The organism is Rhizobium sp. CB3090, from assembly GCF_029714285.1.
In the GTDB taxonomy this organism is placed as follows: Bacteria; Pseudomonadota; Alphaproteobacteria; order Rhizobiales; family Rhizobiaceae; genus Rhizobium.
Genome location: NZ_CP121663.1, coordinates 307,364 through 326,126 on the forward strand (window position 1 = coordinate 307,364; position 18,763 = coordinate 326,126).

General features: G+C 59.4%; 11 protein-coding genes. 6 read left to right on the forward strand and 5 right to left on the reverse strand.

The features are described from left to right. Positions 1–31 precede the first annotated feature (31 nt). The 3 genes from QA646_RS20185 to purU form a co-directional block, all read right to left on the reverse strand. A complete protein-coding gene (locus tag QA646_RS20185; RefSeq protein WP_283060028.1) occupies positions 32–1,033 on the reverse strand; it encodes an ABC transporter substrate-binding protein in 1,002 nt (333 codons plus the stop codon). Between the two features lie 665 nt (positions 1,034–1,698). Beyond that, positions 1,699–4,260: an FAD-dependent oxidoreductase gene (locus QA646_RS20190; RefSeq protein ID WP_283060030.1), complete on the reverse strand. Its 2,562-nt coding sequence runs from the start codon at positions 4,258–4,260 to the stop codon at positions 1,699–1,701. 294 nt (positions 4,261–4,554) lie between these two features. Beyond that, positions 4,555–5,439 carry a formyltetrahydrofolate deformylase gene (gene purU / locus QA646_RS20195; RefSeq protein ID WP_283059086.1) on the reverse strand — a complete coding sequence of 295 codons (885 nt, stop codon included), beginning with the start codon at positions 5,437–5,439 and terminating at the stop codon, positions 4,555–4,557. 279 nt (positions 5,440–5,718) lie between these two features. Between purU and QA646_RS20200 the strand changes: the two genes are divergently transcribed. The 6 genes from QA646_RS20200 to QA646_RS20225 all read left to right on the forward strand — a co-directional run bounded on the left by QA646_RS20200 (position 5,719) and on the right by QA646_RS20225 (position 13,210). Continuing rightward, entirely contained in the window at positions 5,719–6,783 is a 1,065-nt protein-coding gene (locus QA646_RS20200) for a GlxA family transcriptional regulator (RefSeq protein WP_283060509.1), read from the forward strand. 173 nt (positions 6,784–6,956) lie between these two features. Beyond that, positions 6,957–8,210: a sarcosine oxidase subunit beta family protein gene (locus tag QA646_RS20205; protein WP_283060031.1), complete on the forward strand. Its 1,254-nt coding sequence runs from the start codon at positions 6,957–6,959 to the stop codon at positions 8,208–8,210. Positions 8,211–8,222: 12 nt separating this feature from the next. Next, positions 8,223–8,543, forward strand: a complete 321-nt coding sequence (locus tag QA646_RS20210; RefSeq protein WP_283060033.1) for a sarcosine oxidase subunit delta — start codon at positions 8,223–8,225, stop codon at positions 8,541–8,543. Continuing rightward, a complete protein-coding gene (locus QA646_RS20215) occupies positions 8,540–11,530 on the forward strand; it encodes a sarcosine oxidase subunit alpha (RefSeq protein WP_283060034.1) in 2,991 nt (996 codons plus the stop codon). Before QA646_RS20210 ends, QA646_RS20215 begins: the two co-directional genes overlap by 4 nt. Before the next feature lie 13 nt (positions 11,531–11,543). Then, on the forward strand, positions 11,544–12,098 hold the full coding sequence (soxG, locus tag QA646_RS20220; RefSeq protein ID WP_283060036.1) for a sarcosine oxidase subunit gamma family protein: 555 nt from the start codon (positions 11,544–11,546) through the stop codon (positions 12,096–12,098). A gap of 191 nt (positions 12,099–12,289) precedes the next feature. After that, entirely contained in the window at positions 12,290–13,210 is a 921-nt protein-coding gene (locus QA646_RS20225) for a DMT family transporter (RefSeq protein WP_283060037.1), read from the forward strand. 261 nt (positions 13,211–13,471) lie between these two features. Here QA646_RS20225 and QA646_RS20230 read toward each other — a convergent pair whose 3' ends face one another. Then, positions 13,472–14,851 carry an MFS transporter gene (locus tag QA646_RS20230; RefSeq protein ID WP_283060038.1) on the reverse strand — a complete coding sequence of 460 codons (1,380 nt, stop codon included), beginning with the start codon at positions 14,849–14,851 and terminating at the stop codon, positions 13,472–13,474. A 789-nt stretch (positions 14,852–15,640) separates the two neighbouring features. After that, entirely contained in the window at positions 15,641–18,610 is a 2,970-nt protein-coding gene (locus QA646_RS20235) for an NAD(P)-dependent oxidoreductase (RefSeq protein WP_283060039.1), read from the reverse strand. Between the last annotated feature and the right edge of the window lie 153 nt (positions 18,611–18,763).

Here is an 18,763-nt window from a genome sequence, read left to right on the forward strand (position 1 = left end):
TGCGCTTTTTGCGCACCGCATGATTTTGCGATTACAACGAAGCTTCGATTTTCTTTGCCGCTTCCGGCGAAACCCACTTCGTCCAGACGTCCTTGTTTTCCTTCAGGAAGTGCTTGGCACCGTCTTCGCCCGTTGCCTGATTGTCGGTCATCCAGGCCATCAGCTTGTTGACGGTGTCATTGCTCCAGGAGCGCTTCTTGAGGTAGTCGAGCACATCCGGGCCGGCCTTTTCGGAGAAGGACTTCGCAACCAGAGTTACGACGTGATCGACCGGCCATGCATTCGGCTTCGGGTCGGGGCAGTCAGCCACGGTGTTGCAGCGCTTCCATTCGGCCGCATCGGCAGGCACGCCCGCATCGAGCTTCACCATCGCATATTTGCCGAGAAGAGCGGTCGGTGCCCAATAGTAGCCCACCCAGCCTTCCTTGCGCTCATAGGCCTTGGCGATCGAGCCGTCGAGGCCCGCCGCAGAACCGGTGTCGACCAGCGTGAAGCCAGCCTTTTCCGCATTGAAGGCCTTATAATATTGCGAGGTGACGATCGTGCCGCCCCAGCCCTGCGGGCCGTTGAAAATGGCACCCTTCTTGGCGTCTTCCGGATCGGGGAAGAGTTCGGGATGCTTCAGCATGTCCGGGATTGTCTTGATGTCCGGATGAGCGTCGGCGACATATTTCGGGATCCACCATCCCTGTACACCGCCGTCGGGGAGGGACGTGCCGGCGACAACCAGCTTGCCTTCTTCCGTGCCCTTCTTGACGACTTCGGGAAGAAGATCGATCCAGGCTTCCGGCGCGATATCCGGCTGGCCCTTTTCAGCCATGGAGGTGATCGTCGGGACCGTGTCGCCGACGGTGATCTCGGCGCTGCAGCCATATCCTTCATTTAGAATGATCTTGTCGAGGTTCGAGAGAACCTCCGCGCTTTGCCAGTTCATGCTGGCGATGGTGACGCTCCCGCATTCTGCGGCGCTTGCAATCGAAGCTCCGCCGAGCAGGCCAAACATCAGGCATGTGGACGCAAGTAGTTTTTTCATTATCGCTCCCTCATTTTGCGGCATGTCTTGGACGAGCGGGTTGCGCCGCGTAAACCCGCTTCAACGGCTAGCAGGAGCTCCTCCTCCTGCGCTAGTCTAGAGCGGTCCAGCGTTTCACGGAATCGCTTTCCCGCTCTATCTCCTTGTTTTTACGCAATTCCGGACGGAAAACCGCTTCGCACTTTTCCTGGAATTGCTCTAAAGCTCCTGATGCGCCGGTGAACGGCAGCAAGCCTCGAGACTATACTGGTGTTCGCCGGACTGAATTATATTGGAAGTCGGGTCACCCTCGTTGTCGCGTGCCAAGACCTGCTGGATTGATGCTGCTGTTAGGGACAAATGCTCAACCAGCCCGCAAAGGGCATCAGGTTGCTCGAAAGCTGGGCACTCTATGCTGGCCATCATTGAAAGGGTAACTGACCTTTCGCACGTCGACGAATGTGGATCACCGCTCATGCCAGTCATATATACTCTGTGTTTGAAACAAATAGGATGTTTGCGACGATCGGGTGGTTATTTCGAGACAGTGACAGCAAAACAAGCAACAAGAATTATTCGGAGACACCAGCATCGCTTGGCGCTGCCGAGATGTGGCTGCGCCAAGCAATTGCTTCGATGAATGCCGTCAAAGTGACGGTACTTATGCACTGTTTCAGATCAAGCGCTTAGCTTTTCGGCTTCAGGCTTTCAGGATCATAGATCGGCTTGTAACCAACACCGACCACCTCGACCGGATAGGTCTCGGCGAAATATTCGATGTTCAGCTTGCGACCTTCCTGGCAATAGCTCCACGGCAGATAGGCGAGCGCAATATTCTTACCGATGGTTGGGCCAAAAGCGATCGAGGTCGTGTAGGAGCGGCGGCCGAGTTCGTCCACCAGCACCTCGCCGGTCTCCGGGTCCATGACCGGGAGGTTGCCGAGCGGATAGCGGGCGATACCCTTGCTGTCGACATTGTCGGTCATGACGAGGGTGCAGAGCACGGCCGGCTGATGGTCGCGCGCCTTGTACTCCAGATGTTTCGCCTTGCCGCGGAAGTCGGCTTCCTTGACCTTCGGGCGGGCGAGGTCGCATTCGAGCAGGTTGTACTGGGTCAGAAGATCTGCGTTCTGCAGGCGCAGGCTTTTTTCCATGCGGCGCGAGTTTGCATATGTTTCGACGCCGAAGGCCATGACACCCGTTGCACGGAGCGCATCCCAGACGGCAAGGCCATCCTCGTATGCCATGTGCAGTTCCCAGCCCTGCTCGCCGACATAAGAGATGCGGAAGGCAGTGACCCGCTTGCCCGCGATCTCGATAGGCTTGATCGCTGCAAAGGCGAAGTTCTCGGGGTCGAGCCCCGCCGGATCGGCAACGACCTTCTTCAGCGTGGCGCGGGCGTTCGGACCCCAGATGCCGATGGTGACGAACTTCTCGGAGACGTCCGTGACGGTGACGTCGAAGCCCTTATCCTCGGCAATACGTTTTATGTAGTGGAAATCGCGCGGACCAGCGTCGGCTCCGTCGATCACGCGGCAACGATCGGCCATGCGAATGACCGTCAAGTCGGCGCGCACCATGCCCTCGTCGTCGAGGAAGTGGGTATAGATGCCCTTGCCGATATTGGCGTCGCCGCCGATCTTTGCGGCGCAGACCCATTCCATAAGTTCGACATGGTCAGGCCCTTCGACGTCGAACATGTAGAAATGGCTGAGATTGACGATGCCGCAGTCCTCGCTCATCGCCAGATGCTCGGCATTGGAGACGCGCCAGAAGTGGCGATTGTCCCATTCGTTTTCGCGAACCGGAACCCGGTCGCCATACTTCTCCAGCAGATGTTCGTTGGCGGCGTAGCCGTGAGCACGCTCCCAACCGCCCAGCTCCATGAAATAGCCGCCAAGCTCCTTTTCGCGCTCGTAGAAAGGCGAGCGCTTGACGTTGCGGCCCGAGGCATAAGGTTCGCGCGTGTGGACCGCCGGGAAATAGATCTTCTGCGCGGCTTCGTAGCAGCGGCCTTCGATAAATTTCTCTTCGAGCTGGTGCGGGTAGAAGCGCGAATAGTCGATGCTGGCGTGGTCGATCTCGGTGCGACCATCGGTCATCCAGTCGGCAATCAACTTGCCGTAACCGGGACCGTCCTTGACCCAGATGGCGACACAGTACCAGAGGCCGCGCACCTTCTGGCTCTCGCCACACGACGGGCCGCCGGCGGCGGATACCTGCAGGAGACCGTTGAACGAGTGGCCCTCGTTATAGCCGAGCTCGCCGAGAATTGGCGTCAGCTCCATGGCGCGCTCGAGCGGTTCGAGAATCTGCTCCATGTCCAGATCGCGCTGCGAGGGCGAGAGGCGCGCCTCGTGTTTTTCGAGCAATTCGCGCGGATGGCACATGCGCGGATTGTCCTTCTCGTAGTAACCCCATTCGATCTGACCGCCTTCCGTGGTCTTCGGGTCGCCGGTGTCGCGCATATAGGCGGAGTTGCCCTGATCGCGCAGCAGTGGATAGCCGATTTCCTTGCCCGTGCCTTCGAATTCGTTGTAGGGGCCGAAGAAGGTGAGGGGGTGGTCGACCGGCATGACGGGCAGATCTTCGCCGACCATTTCGGCGATCAGGCGGCCCCACAGGCCGGCGCAGACGACGACATGGTCAGCCATGATGGTGCCGCGATGTGTGACGACGCCCTTGATGCGGCCGCCTTCGACGATCAGCGACTTGGCCGGTGTGTTGCCAAATACTTGAAGCTTGCCGGATTTCTCCGCGGCATCGACCAACTTGCCTGCAACGGTCTGCGAGCGCGGAACGACGAGCCCGGCATCCGGATCGAACATGCCGCCCATGACCTGATCTTCCTCGATCAGCGGGAACATCTTCTTGATCTCGGAGGGCGTCACGAGATGGGCGCGGGTGCCAAAGGATTTGGCGGACGTCACCTTGCGCTTGATTTCTTCCATCCAGGTATCGTCGCCGGTACGAGCGACTTCGAGACCGCCGATGCGGGCATAGTGGCCCATCTTTTCGAAGAAATCGATCGAGTACTGGGTCGTCCAGACCGAGAGATAGTCATGGCTTGTGGTGTAGCAAAAATCCGAGGCATGCGCCGTGGACCCGATGTCAGTAGGGATGCCCGACTTATCGATGCCAACGATGTTGTCCCAACCGCGTTCGATCAGATGATGCGCGATTGATGCACCAACGATACCTCCGAGGCCGACGATGACTACCCTCGCTCTTTCGGGAAACGCTGACATTTTTACCCCTCTTCGTTTCTATTGAGGTTGAAATTCACTCTATGATGCCGGGTCTAGCAATGTTTTCGACTGACCATGTGACAGAACCCGACAGCAGATGTTCAAAGCGGGCCATCCGAAGCTTACGCGTGATCCCGGTCTCGCCTTTACATACACCTCTCGGGCACGGCCGTTTCTCACGGGTACTGCAGCACGGCTCACTGCAGGCTAAATGTCACTGTCATTGCAGGGATGCCATCGATTTTCTGCACATTCCGAGCTTCAGCATGAGATTTCCCGTCGATTTTATGTCTCTCACCCCATGCGTTCCGAGGCATAGCTTCCCGGGCTTGCCGGGAAGACGATGGTGCGGTTGCCGTTGAGGAAGGTGCGGTAGTGGATATGCGCATGGATGGCCCGCGCCAGCACCTGGCTTTCGACATCGCGGCCGATCGACACATAGTCTTCCGCCGACTGCGCATGCGTGATGCGCGCCGTGTCCTGCTCGATGATCGGACCTTCGTCGAGATCGCCGGTGACGTAATGGGCCGTCGCGCCGATCAGCTTGACGCCGCGCTCATAGGCCTGCTTGTAGGGATTGGCGCCCTTGAAGCTCGGCAGGAAGGAATGGTGGATGTTGATGATCTTGCCCGACATCTTCTTGCACAGCGCATCCGACAGCACCTGCATGTAGCGGGCAAGCACGATGAGCTCCGTGCCGGTCTGCTCGACCAGCTCCATCAACTGGGCTTCGGCCTGCGGCTTGTTGTCCTTCGTCACCTTGATGTGGTGGAAGGGGATGTCGTGGTTGACCACCACCTTCTGGTAATCGAAATGGTTGGAGACGACGCCGACGATGTCGATCGGCAGCGCGCCGATCTTCCAGCGATAGAGCAGGTCGTTGAGGCAATGGCCGAAGCGCGACACCATCAACAGCACCTTCATGCGCTTCTGCGCGTCATAGATCTCGGCATCCATCTCGAATTTTTCGGCGACCGGCTTGAAGCCTTCGACCAGCTTCTGCTGGTTGACGCCTTCCTCGGAGATGAAGGAGACGCGCATGAAGAACTTGCCGGTATCGAGATCGTCGAACTGACTGGAGTCGAGCAGCGTGCAGCCTTGGTCGGCCAGATAATTCGCTATCGCCGCAACAATCCCACGCGTCGATTTGCAGGATACCCGTAGAACATATTGTTTCATCGGAAGAGGTCCAATCCGTTGATGCCGAATGTTGATGTCAGTGTCTTACGCATAACCTTGTCGCTGCCTCCCTTGGGCATCAGCGGTGCGCTGCTGTCAAGAACGCGCCACATAAAAGTCAGCCTGTCGCTTCTTCCCGCTTTCTGTCGGTATGCGCTTTCTGCGAAATTGGCGGAAGTATTGTGACAAATGTCGTGGCTGCACAGTACATTTGCGTCAAATTTGGACTATCACTACGACACTTCCAAAGGAAAGAAAAAGGCGGGGGCAACTTTGAAAATGGTGCAGGAGCCTCGACCCCAAGCGGCCGCCTCAAGAGCTTTGAGGAAGAGAGGTGATGGACCACGCCTTTCTGTGGGATTCATCCTCGCCAAGCGATTCACATTATGCGCCTTCGCCAATTTCGTTGACGTGCTGAGGCTCGCCGCCGATGAAGGTGACCGGAGCCGACCCATAATGTGCGAATGGGCAATTCTCTCGGATACGATGAGTGCAGTCCAGTCGAGTTGCGGCGTTTCCGTGCAGCCAAATGAAAGATTGGGGGATCCGACCAAATTCGACTACATTGTCGTTATCGGGGGACTGATCGACGAGATACCCAATATCAGCGCAAACTATATTCAGTATTTGCAGAAGGCGGCCGCTGCCGGCGTGCCGCTGGTCGGCATATGTACCGGGGCATTCATTCTCCACCGTGCCGGTTTGATGGACGGACATAAATGCTGCGTGAGCTGGTTCCACCACACGGATTTTCTTGAGCAGTTCGACGGTCTAACGCCGGTCTCCGACCAGATTTTCGTCATCGATAGAAATCGCCTCACATGTTCAGGCGGCGTAAGCTCCGCTCATCTTGCCGCGCATCTCGTCGAAAAACATGTTGGACGGGCACAGGCGAGCAAGAGCCTGCACATCATGATCATAGATGATGCTCTCCATCCGGAAAAACCGCAGCCGGGGATTCCAATCGATCTGAAGACGCAAGATCCGATGGTGAAACGCGCGTTGCTCATCATGCAGCAGAATATCGACACGCCTCTCTCGATCGGCGATATCGCGCGCCGCATGGGAAACAGCAAGCGACAACTGGAGAGGCATTTTCGAGCTGCGCTTGGCAACTCTCCCCAGACTGTTTTTCTCGGCGTGCGGCTTTCGTTGGCTCGCCGTCTGATCGAAACCACGCAGAAATCGGTGGCATCCATTGCCGTCGAATGCGGCTTCTGTGACTCGTCCCATCTCAGCCGCATGTTTCGTCGTCATTTCAATTGCGCGCCGCTTGATATCCGCAGATCGCAGGGGGTGCACGAAGATCTGCCGGATGAGCCGCGCGGACCCGCATATGCGTAAATGAAGTCCTCTGCGACAACGCCCGTAGATGCGCTCCGGAATGACCTTGTGGTGGCCAAGTATCGGTACGCATGGCGCATTCATTCAAGTCAACTGGCGCGAAAGTTCCGGAAGCATTTGCTGATGTAAGTATACTGCCGCCCAGTATTTCTCTTGAAGTGGCGGCTAACGACATGACGCGTTTTAGCGCATTTTCTCTCCTCAAGAATGCCCTGACCGGGCACAAACATTGGACCGAGCAATGGCCCGACAGCCAACCGAAGGCCGAATATGATGTGGTCATCGTCGGTGCGGGCGGCCATGGTCTCGGGGCGGCATATTATCTGGCAAAGCAGCATGGCATTACCAATGTCGCCGTGATCGACAAGGGCTGGCTCGGTGGCGGCAATACCGGCCGCAACACGACCATCATTCGCTCCAACTATCTCTACGACGAAAGTGCTCGCCTCTTCGATCACGCCGTCGACCTCTGGGAAGGACTGAGCCAGGAACTCAACTACAACGTCATGTATTCGCGCCGAGGCTGCTTGATGCTGGCGCATACGGTGCATGACGTGCAAAGCTTCAAGCGTCATATCCATGCGAACCGCCTCAACGGCGTCGACAATCGCTGGCTCAGCCCGGAAGAATGCAAGGAGTTCTGCCCGCCGCTGAGCCTCTCGCCCAATGCGCGCTATCCGATAATGGGTGGAGCCTTGCAGGAGCGCGCAGGTACGGCGCGTCACGATGCCGTGGCTTGGGGCTACGCGCGCGGCGCGGCGGCGCGCGGTGTCGATATCATACAGAACTGCCCTGTTATCGCTATCCGCCGCAAAGCAGACGGTTCCGTCGCAGGCGTGGAGACCGTCAAGGGGTTCATCAAGGCGAAGAAAGTCGCCGTTTCGGCGGCTGGTCATACTTCGGTCGTCATGGACACCGCCGGGGTGCAGTTGCCGCTTGAAAGCTTCCCGCTTCAGGCATTGGTTTCCGAACCGGTCAAGCCGATTTTCCCTTGCGTGGTGATGTCGAATGCCGTTCACGCCTATATCAGCCAGTCCGACAAGGGCGAGCTTGTCATCGGCTCCGGTACGGACCAGTACACGTCCTACTCGCAGCGCGGCGGACTGCCGCTGATCGAGCATACGATCGCCGCGATCGTCGAAATCTTTCCGATCTTCAACCGCATGCGGATGCTGCGCAAATGGGGCGGCATCGTCGATGTGACCCCCGATCGCTCCGCCATCCTCGGCAAGACGCCGGTCGAAGGTCTGTATGTCAATTGCGGCTGGGGCACCGGCGGGTTCAAAGCGACGCCGGGCGCGGCGCACACTTTCGCCTGGACCATCGCCAAGAACGAGCCTCACCCAATCAACGCACCATTCACGCTTGATCGTTTCCGTACCGGCCGCTTGATCGACGAGGCCGCCGCTGCGGCTGTGGCGCACTGAGGGACTTTACCGATGCTTTTGATCCGTTGCCCCTATTGCAATGAAACCTTGCCCGAGGCGGAATTCACCTATGCCGGCGAAGCGCACATTGCGCGCCCGCTTGATCCTTCCTCCCAGACCGACGCGCAGTGGCAGGAGTATCTCTTCATTCGAACCAACGTGAAAGGGCCGCACTACGAACGCTGGCGGCACCTGCATGGCTGTGGCCGGTTCTTCAACGCCGTGCGCGACACGGTCAGCGACCGCTTCCTGACAACCTATCCGGCGGGCAAGCCTCGCCCTGAACTTGCTCCGCTGCCCGGGGTGCAAACCGATCTTGAGGTGCTGAAATGAACCAATATCGTGTTTTCGGCCGTGGCCGCGTCGATCCCGGGCGTCCCGTCACCTTCACCTTTGACGGCAAGACCTATCGCGGCTTGAAGGGCGACACGGTCGCCTCCGCTCTCCTGGCGAATGGCGTCCATCTGATGGGGCGGTCGTTCAAATACCACCGTCCGCGCGGTCCCGTGGCAGCGGGATCCGAAGAGCCCAATGCGCTGATCGGCACGCGCCGCGGGCCTGGCCGGTTCGAGCCGAACACTCGGGCGACAGTGCATGAGATCTGGAACGGGCTCGAAACCACGTCACAGAACAGATACCCCAGCCTGAAATTCGACGTGGGTGCGGTCAATGATGCGGCCTATATGCTGTTTTCGGCCGGCTTCTACTACAAGACGTTCATGTGGCCGAAGAGCTTCTGGAACAAGGTTTATGAGCCCTTCATTCGGGCGGCAGCCGGTCTTGGCGTATCTCCGACCGAGAATGACCCTGACACTTACGCCTCGCGCAACATGCATTGCGACGTGCTGATTGTTGGTGCGGGAGCCGCCGGCTTAGCGGCGGCGCGTGCGGCTGCGGTCGATGGGCTGAAGGTCGTCATCGTGGACGAAAATGCCGAGGCGGGAGGCACGCTGCTGTCCGAGCCTCAGGTGCAGATCAATGGCCGCCCGGCATGGGACTGGCTGGCCGCGGAGTTGAAGGCGCTGAAGGGGCTGGGTGTCAGGATCATGACCCGCACCACGGCCATTGGCTACTACCACCAGAACATGATCGGACTGTGCGAACGCCTGACCGATCATCTGGAGGTTTTGCCCAAGGATACGCCGCGCGAGCGTCTATGGCGGGTGCGGGCACGACAGGTCGTGCTGGCGCAGGGCGCGCTGGAAAAGCCGCTGGTCTTTCACGGCAACGACCGTCCGGGTGTGATGCTGGCGGGAGCGGCGCAGACCTATCTGAACCGTTACGGTGTCAAGGTCGGCAATGCGCCTGTCGTCGTAACCAGCCATGACAGCGCCTGGCATGCCGCTTTCGATCTTCACGATGCCGGCGCGCGCATTCAAGCGATCGTAGATACCCGCGCCGATGTGCGGCAGGATCTGGTGAACCAGGCGCGTGCCCTGGGTATTCCGGTCAAGCTGTCCCATACGGTGACTGCGACGTCGGGGCGACTGCGCGTAAGCTCGGTCCGGGTGAATCCGGTTCGCGGCGGTTCCGTCGGCGCGGGACAGGCTATCAAATGCGATGCCCTGCTGATGTCGGGTGGTTGGACGCCGTCGCTGCATCTCTTTTCACATACCCAGGGCAAGATCGCGTGGGACGATGACCGCACCACCTTCCTGCCGGCGATGACACGCGAAGACTGCGTGATCGCAGGAGCAGGGCGAGGGCTCTGGGGCATCGAGGCGGCACTGAAGGACGGCGCCGAGCGTGGCCGCGAGGTCGCTACCGCGCTTGCCAAAACGGGCGCTCCCGTCAGCTATACGGTGGCCGCCGATCGCACGGGGAGCGGCGTGTCGCACACGGAACTGCCGACCGATCGCTATCCCGGTAAGGCAAAGGCCTTTGTCGACTATCAAAATGACGTGACGGCCAAGGACCTGCGCCTGGCGGTGCGCGAGGGAATGCGCTCGATCGAGCACGTGAAGCGCTACACCACCAACGGCATGGCGACCGATCAGGGCAAAATGTCCAACATCAACGGCCTGAACATCGCCGCCGACGCGCTTGGCAAACGCCAGCCCGAGGTCGGTCTGACAACGTTTCGGCCGCCTTATACGCCAACGACCTTCGGGGCGTTTGCAGGCTATCACCGCGGCGGTCATTTCGAGATCACCCGCAAGACTCAGATCGACGCCTGGGCCGAGGCGCATGGGGCGGTCTACGAACCGGTCGGACAATGGCGCCGCGCCCGGTATTTCCCCAAGCAGGGCGAGGATATGGATGCCGCCGTCAGCCGCGAGTGCCGCGCGGTGCGTGCAAGTGTGGGCATCTTCGACGCTTCCACTCTCGGCAAGATCGAAGTGGTCGGCCCGGATGCGGTCGAGTTCATGAACTGCATGTATACCAATCCCTGGACCAAGCTTGCGCCGGGACGCTGCCGCTACGGTTTGCTTCTCGGCGACGACGGCTACATCCGCGATGACGGCGTCATCGGGCGCATCACCAAGGACCGCTTCCATGTCACCACCACCACCGGCGGCGCGGCGCGTGTCCTGAACATGATGGAAGATTTCCTTCAGACCGAATGGCCCGACCTGAATGTCTGGCTGACCTCCACCACCGAGCAATGGTCCACCATCGCCCTCAACGGTCCGAATGCGGTGAAGCTGCTTGCCCCGCTGGTCGAGGGCCTGGACCTCACCGATGCCGCTTTCCCGCATATGTCCTGTGCGGAATGCACGGTCGCATGCATTCCCGCACGCCTATTCAGGGTCAGCTTCACCGGCGAGGTCGGGTTCGAGGTGAACGTGCCCGCTCCCCTCGGCCATAAGCTCTGGAAGATCCTGTGGGATGCGGGTCAGCAATACGGCATCACGCCTTATGGGACGGAGACCATGCACGTGCTGCGAGCCGAGAAGGGCTACATCATCGTCGGTCAGGATACCGACGGCACGGTCACCCCTTATGATGCGGGCATGGCATGGGCGGTGGGCAGCAACAAGCCCGACTTCGTCGGCAAGCGCGGTCTCGCCCGGCCCGATCTGGTGGCCAAGGGCCGCAAGCAGCTTGTGGGGCTGCTGACGGAGGACCGTTCCAAGCTCGAGGAGGGCGCGCAGATCGTTTTCGATGCAAAACAACCCATTCCGATGACGATGGTAGGGCATGTGACGTCGTCCTATCATTCGGACGCGGCGGGCCGGCCGATTGCGCTGGCGCTGGTCGAAGGCGGGCATGATCGAATGGGCGAGACCGTCCATATCCCGATGCCCGAGCGCACCATCGCCGCGAAAATCACCGGGACCGTCTTCGTCGATCCCGAAAACATCCGCCTGAAGATCTGATCCGGAGCCGAAGATGAGCGTAAAGATTTCTTCCCTCACCCCCGGCATTCTGGTCGAGACAAGAGCGGCGCGGGTCAGTATCCTGCCTGAACAGGGGCGCCTATCACTGCGCGCCCGCGGTGATTTCAGAGCCCTGAGCGCGGCCCTTGGTTTGCCCTTGCCCGACATCATAGGCCGGCGCGCCAGGAATGCCGAAACAGAGGTCGTTCGGCTCGGTCCTGACGAATGGACGATCCTGTCCTCCCCGGCACAAGTGGCTAAGCTGATCGCCGCATGCGCTTCAATCTATGAGGACCATCCGCACAGCCTGGTCGATATTTCCGGCCGTGAGGTGACGCTGCTGATCGAAGGACCGGCGGCTGCGGAGCTTCTGACCCTTGGTTGCCCGCGCGACATCGAGACCATCCCCGTCGGCGAAAGCCGCAGGACGGTCTTCGACGGGGCAACGGTGGTGCTTTGGCGCGACGCGATAGACCGCTTCCGCATGGATATCTGGAACAGCTTCGCGCCGCATCTCGGCCATCTTCTGGAAACGGGCTGCAAGGAACTTGCCGCCGAACTCGCCTGATCCTTGCACGCATACTCGCGATGTTCGACTCTTTCCGGAGCCGAGCATTTCTGAAACTGTTGTCGACTGCGGTTCGCCGTATTCTGCAGGAATTGCGGTAAACATCATTTTGCCGAGAGGGTTCAGCGCTGCTCTGAAAAAGTTGAACGTGACCCTTGCAGATTGTGCTTCTCTTTGTGAGGGCTTGGTTCATGCGGCTGACGTATCTGGTATTCGGGTTGCTCGGTCTCTTCTGGGGATCGAACTTCATCTACATGAAATGGGCGGCGGAGCTGATCACTCCGGCGCAAATCACGCTCCTGCGGGTGTTCTTCGGGTTTATGCCATTGGCCATCGCAGCTTGGCGAAAAAGCGCGATCACACGGGACCAAGTTCGCCATCTGCCGCATTTTCTCGTTATGGCGATTCTGGCGACCGCCTTCTATTACTTCGCCATCGCGGAGGGCACGGCACTGCTTCCATCCGGCATTGCGGGTGTGTTAGGCGGTTCGATCTCACTCTTCACGACAGTCGCAACCGTTCTGTTTCTCCGTGCGGAGAAACCCAATGCCTTGATGATCGCGGGGGTGCTCATAGGCTTTGCTGGCATCATCCTGATTGCGCGCCCTTGGGAAGGATCGGACAGAACCATCGACATCCATGGCGTTTTCTGGATGTTGGCGGCCACCACGATCCTCGGTCTCTCCTATGTCTACGTCCGTCGCTTCTTGTCGCCCTTCAACCTGCCGCCGCTGGCGCTTGCGACCTGGCAGACCGGGCTTGCCCTGTTGGTTCTCCTGGCGCTTGTCGATCGAACAGGGATGGCAAACATCCTGCACGATTGGCATGCCACCGCCGGCGTCGCGATTGGGCTCGGTGTTCTGGGAACCGGAATGGCGTTCTTGATCTATTATTATCTTTTGCGAGAACTGGGTGCGGTCGCTGCTTCGGGTGCGACCTACATCACGCCCAATGTCGCACTCCTGATCGGCTGGTTCTCCGGCGAGAAAATCGGCATCTTGGAAATCGCGGCAATCATCCTGGTACTCGCCAGCATCGCGATGTTGCAGATCGGCCGGCAACGCACCGCAAAGAAAGCCGGACAGCTCAATCCCGCGGCGACCAAGTCGTAGCTACGGGAGGGCCTCGGCGATGGCTGCCACTGTTTGGAACACGGTCTAAAAGATTGAGCAATTGCGAGACTAAAGCTCGTCGCGATCTTTCAGATTCGCTCCGACGCTTTCGCTCCTTGTTTGTGCATGTCGTTTTCGCAAAACCGCTGCACACTTTTGCTCGACATGCATTAGGGCGAAGTGCGTTCAGACGCACTTCGCCCTAACTCTTGTTCGACGCGTCTTGTCGGACTTTGATGTTTGCGACAGGATCGCGAAACTTTAGTGCGAGAAGCCGGCGGCGGTCTCGCTGAGGCTCTTGCCCTTCGTCTCGGGTGCCAGCCATTGCGACAGGGCGGCTCCGACGCCGGCGATGCCGGCAGCAATCAGCATTGTTGCCGAGGTGCCGAGATTGGACATGGACCACGGCAGCAGGAAGGTGCCGAGCCCGGCCCCGACGCGGCTGACGGCGGCGGCAAAGCCCGTGCCGATTCCGCGGATTTCAGTCGGGAAGACCTCGCCCGGGTAGATGCTGGTCAGCGTGCCGTACCCCGCATTGAAGAAGGAGAATGTGAGGAACAGGGTTAGCACGACCATCGCTGGCGCGCCTGCCCATAGGCCGAGAACCGTAAGCAGGACAGCGGCAATCCATTGTGGTGGTGCGGTCAGCGTGCGACGGCCGAATTTTTCGATCAGCAGAACCGTGGTCACGCTTCCGGCCAAGGCCACAGCGGAGAGGCCAACCCCACCGGCCAGCCCGCCGCCCAGGCCGTATTTCTGCAGCACGCTGTCGGCGAATGTGGCGATCGCGAAGTACGGCGTGACAGCGCAGAACCAGAATCCCGATACGAAAAGCGTGGCCCGCCAATATCGGCCGGAAAACAGCATCCCGAAGCTGCCTTTCTGGTGACTACCTTCATGCTCCATATCGGCCGTGTCGGCGGAGCTTTCGAGATATCGGTTGGCGATCGCGCGGGCCTGTTCGGTACGCCCCTGGTTCCAAAGCCAGCGTGGCGATTCCGGCATGCCGAGCCGGCCGAGGAACAAGGCTACCGAGATCAGCGTGCTTGTGCCGAGGATCAGTCGCCAGCCGAGGTCCGTATTCTCGTTCAGCAAATAACCCACGATGAAGGCGATCATGAACCCGGCATACCAGGCTATCAGGGTGAGGCCCATGAGCCTTCCGCGCAGCCGGGCAGGCGAGAATTCCGACATCAATGGCCAGCCGACGGAATACTCGGCGCCGATCGCGATGCCCATCAGCAGGCGCACTATGAATAGCTGCATCGGCGAGTCCACGAAAAATTGCACGGTGCCGACGAAGAGCTGCATGATCGAGGACAACAGGAACAGCGCCATGTCCATCATGAATAGCGGTTTGCGGCCGTATTTGTCGCCCGCCCAGCCTCCCAGCGGAGAGCCGATCAGGATGCCGAACAATGCGCCCGCGGCGATCAGGCCTTCCCAGAATGGCGAAATGGCGAGATCAGCGGTCATTTTGCCGGACACCGGGCCGACGATTCCGAGGATATAGCCGTCCAAGAACATGCCGCCGGTAAGGACGATGATCATCCTCAGCATAAAGCGTCGTTTGAACGCCGCTGATGTTTCCTCCTCGGCGGTGTCGATCGAAATCGCTGCCGGTTTGTCCAATATTGACATAACGTTCCTCCTATTTTCTCTGGGAATGGATGGGTGGGAGCGCTCAGATCGTGCTTCATGGCAGTCAGCAGATTGCTCTTCCCGCCTGCTTGGCCGAGCGGTTACGCTCTGCTCGTTGTCGATCCGATGTTCGAAATCAGGATCGGACTTGTCGTCAGTCGAGAGACGCGCAGATGATCGTCGGAATGGCGCCGTGGACCGTGATTTCGGCGTCGGGCCGTAGCCCCAACGACAGGGCAGCTCCTCAGCATACGGCCGCCAGACGCCGGTCGTATCAATGCCGGGCCGAGGCGTGGCTGCCCTGGTTCGTGAATAGCTTTTTCACGGTGGAGAGCGGCAGAGATTTCAGTTCTGGGTAGTACCGGATATCTTCCATCGGCAGTTTCGCTGCTCGAAAATGTGAGTGCGGCCGAGTATGAAGGGATGGTTGTAGCCTTGCATGATTCCTCCGATGCATGCAGCGCGTCCGCGGTCGGACTGTTCCTCGCGCTTAAATTGCCGTTCTGGGGATGTGTGCACAACACTCGTTTAGGCAGAAAAGAATGCCTGATGTGCGGCCAGTGGATGGCCTGGATGGGTGGCGGCTGGAAGAGGTGGGTAGGTCCGGCCTACCCGGTGGGCGGTCAGTTCAGGTGTGGGCCGGTGCTCGGCGGCACAAAGGGGCAGTGGGCCGCTTGTGATTGTGGAGTTCGTACTCGCCGAAACGGCGGATGTCGTTTCAGGCCTGTAACCAGACACTCTGCTACCGGCCGGGCGGCTAATGCGCCCGGCCGGTAGCAATAGAGATCGCTAGGCTTTGGCTGCCGGAGCAAGCAGTCCGGCCTCCTTGAGCAGATTGTATTGCTTCAATGCGCTCTCGGCGAGCAGCGACCGATAGCGATCAATGATGCGCGCCCGGTGAGCATCGTCGGAGACCGCGTTCAGCGCACCTACGATCGACGCGATCTTCTCGCTTGCCAGGCGCAAGTCGGTCAATAGATTCACGTCATTGGCGACTTGGACGATGTCCGCCCGCGTTACATAGCCAATGCCCGGCGCAGTTCTCGCTCCCTTCGATACATAGCCCTCGGGAAGATCGCCCTTGAGATTTGTGATCGCCCGGTCCCGAATGGCATCGATGATCTGATCCACGGCTTGCTTGGCGCCGGCGACGCGCGTCGGGTGGTCGGTGTCGGCAGCGGCATGCGGCAAGAGTTCCAGCTTATCGGCATGTTTCGGCAAGAGGGAAAGATAGGGTTTCATCGGACCCGTCGGACCGTCTTCGCTTTTGAAGATATCCGCGTCGATCGCCGCATGCCGGACCTTGCCCGAAGCCAAGGCTTCGTCAAGCGCATTGACGTCAACGAGCTCGCCGCGGTCGTAGTTGATCAGAACGGCCCTGTCATTGAGCGCGAACAAGACGTTTCGATCGACCAATCCCGTGTTCGAAAATGCCCTCGTGACCGGATCCTGCCGACCGAGGCCCAGATGCACGGACAGAACGTCGGCTCCGCTGGCTGCGGCGACCGGGCTTTCTGCATATTCGTAGCCTTCAGCCAGAATATTGTCGCGATGGTTCGGGCGGGCATAAATGACCACGCTCATATGAAACGCCTTGGCGATCCGCGCGAGTTCGCGTCCGATGTTGCCGTAGCCGAGAATGGCGACCCTTTTGCCTTCGAGCTTTTCCGTCGGGTATTCCGCCAGGTTCTTGCCGGTGTCGAAATCGCCCTTGGTGACACGCTCATGCAGTTCGTCGACCGGAAGATCGGGCGTTACTTTGAGCAATGCCTTGATCGCCATCTGCGCCGTCGCCCGGCTATTGATCCCCGGTGTATTCATGAGCGGCGCCTCGCCGCCTTCGCCGTTAGGACCGCCCCAGGAGGCTGCGCCCATATTGCCGGTTCCAGTGCCGATGCGCACACCGCCAAGACGGAACTTGGCGTCGGACGGGATGAACGTCGCAGCGGCGATTACGGCATCGTATTGGCCCCGATCGGTTTGGGCCAGGATTTCATCGGCCTTGCTGAGGTGGGGCTGATAGAAGAAGTGGATCTTGCCGTCATTCGCCACGTCTGCGGTTTGGATCGACGTTTCATGGAAAACGCCACCCTTTTTGACGATATAGGCGGCGAGTTCGCTATGGTCGAGGCGTCCCTCAGCGCCGAAGCGCAGGCCGATGGCATCTGCGATCAATACATTGAAAGTGCCCGAACGTACGCTCTCTGCAGAGTCGCTTCCCGCTTCGGAATATTCGACCTGGCGACCTCTTCGCTCAAGCTCTTCCTCCAGGACAACGATCTTGGCCCGGAGATAGGCGTATTTTAGATTTTCGAGCAGTGCCGTGATGTCGGACGGTTCGCGAATGCCGCCAATCCATGCCCGGTAATCGCCGGGCGTTCCAGGGAAGGCGTTGACATATCGCGCCGCGTCAAGCCCGGTCTCGTGAGTGCCGTTCGGATGGGTGATACCCTCATAGCCCAATATCTGCTTCGAGCGAGCGATGATGCGGGCATGCAGGTCGGACGACGAGATGGCGCCATCGTTGACCTTCAGGAGCGTGACGGCAGCACCCCGACGTTCCTCTTCGCTGACAACCAGGCTGAACAACGGGTTCTTTTCCACCCACTCGTTGACGACTAGGCGATTGGCTGCCGAGCGCTTGTTGAGCTCGATCACAGAGCCCACGCGCCGTTCGGTCTGCAGCAGACCGAAGGTCGTCTCGGCAAATGCCAAAGTGCTGTAGGTGTTGATGACCCCGCCGAGCATCTTGTCTTCCTGAGCGTCGTAGAACGGGCCGGCATCGACCGAGCGCTTGCTGGAAAGCGGCTGCTTCGGATCGAGCGGCGGGGCGATTTTCAACTGACGCGGTATGGCCCAGGAGGGATTGCTCTGGTTGCGTTCGATCAGCGCCAGAGCAGCCGGCGTGAAGGACGCGATGAAGTAGCCGGAGATGCCGCCGATCGCTTTCTGGAACGGCATGAACAGGCAGCACTTCGCCATCACGGCGCGCACTGTCTCGGGCGACCAGGGCATTGCGCCAAGCATCGATGTGGCATCGAAGACCGCGTGCCGGTTTTCGGGATCGCCATCCAGCCACGCCAAAAGTTCGTTGATTTCTTCGTTGGTGTAGGAGTTCGCGCCGGTAGTTTCGTGGCCTACGCCGACGAAGATGGAGACGCCGAGCTCGGCAAGGTGCTTTGCAGACGGGATTGCGCCTTCTTTTTCCGCGAAATGGATACGGCTCTCATCGCCCTTTTCGGCAAAGCGGTGCATTTCGATAAGCTGAGTCGCCCAGGACTGCCGGAAAAAGCCAGAAGCTCCCGCGCCGCCGCTCTCCGGTCGCGGCGTGTCGACATAGACCCGCTGGCTCGCGTCGTTGGCATTCAACAAGTGCTGGACGCATACGGTATAGCCGCTATGGCCGCCACCGAGCCCGACGGCGATCCGGTTGGACTTGGGAAACTCAAAGTAGCGGTGAATGGCCCGCATCATATCCAGCAGGATCTTATCTGCTGGATAGCCGCGATGCATGCTTCGCGCCAGCTCCGCCGTCGTGAACGGGCCGATGTCTTTTCCGGTGTCGTCCAACTTTCGGTAGGTATTTTCGATCCAACGATCAAATTCAAAGCGCCGCAACCGACTGTCGACCTCATCGGTCGTAGCATCCGTTATCGGCCCAACGCCAAAGAAGGGGTTCGAGGGTATCGAAGGTGCACCATTCTTTGTCAGTTCAAGCGCATCAAGCCGATTGGCATGCAATTCTGCGTCGGAGATCATGTAAAACCCTCTACTCCCAATTCGGCAGCGCCGTCTGCGCTGGACCGTTCCGCGCCTAGTGTTGGAGAAATCATGAAAACGCGTCGTGCAGATTCGAACCTATTCGGACCAAAATGCGACATCGCATACGGCGTGGAGCCTGAAAAACGGGGG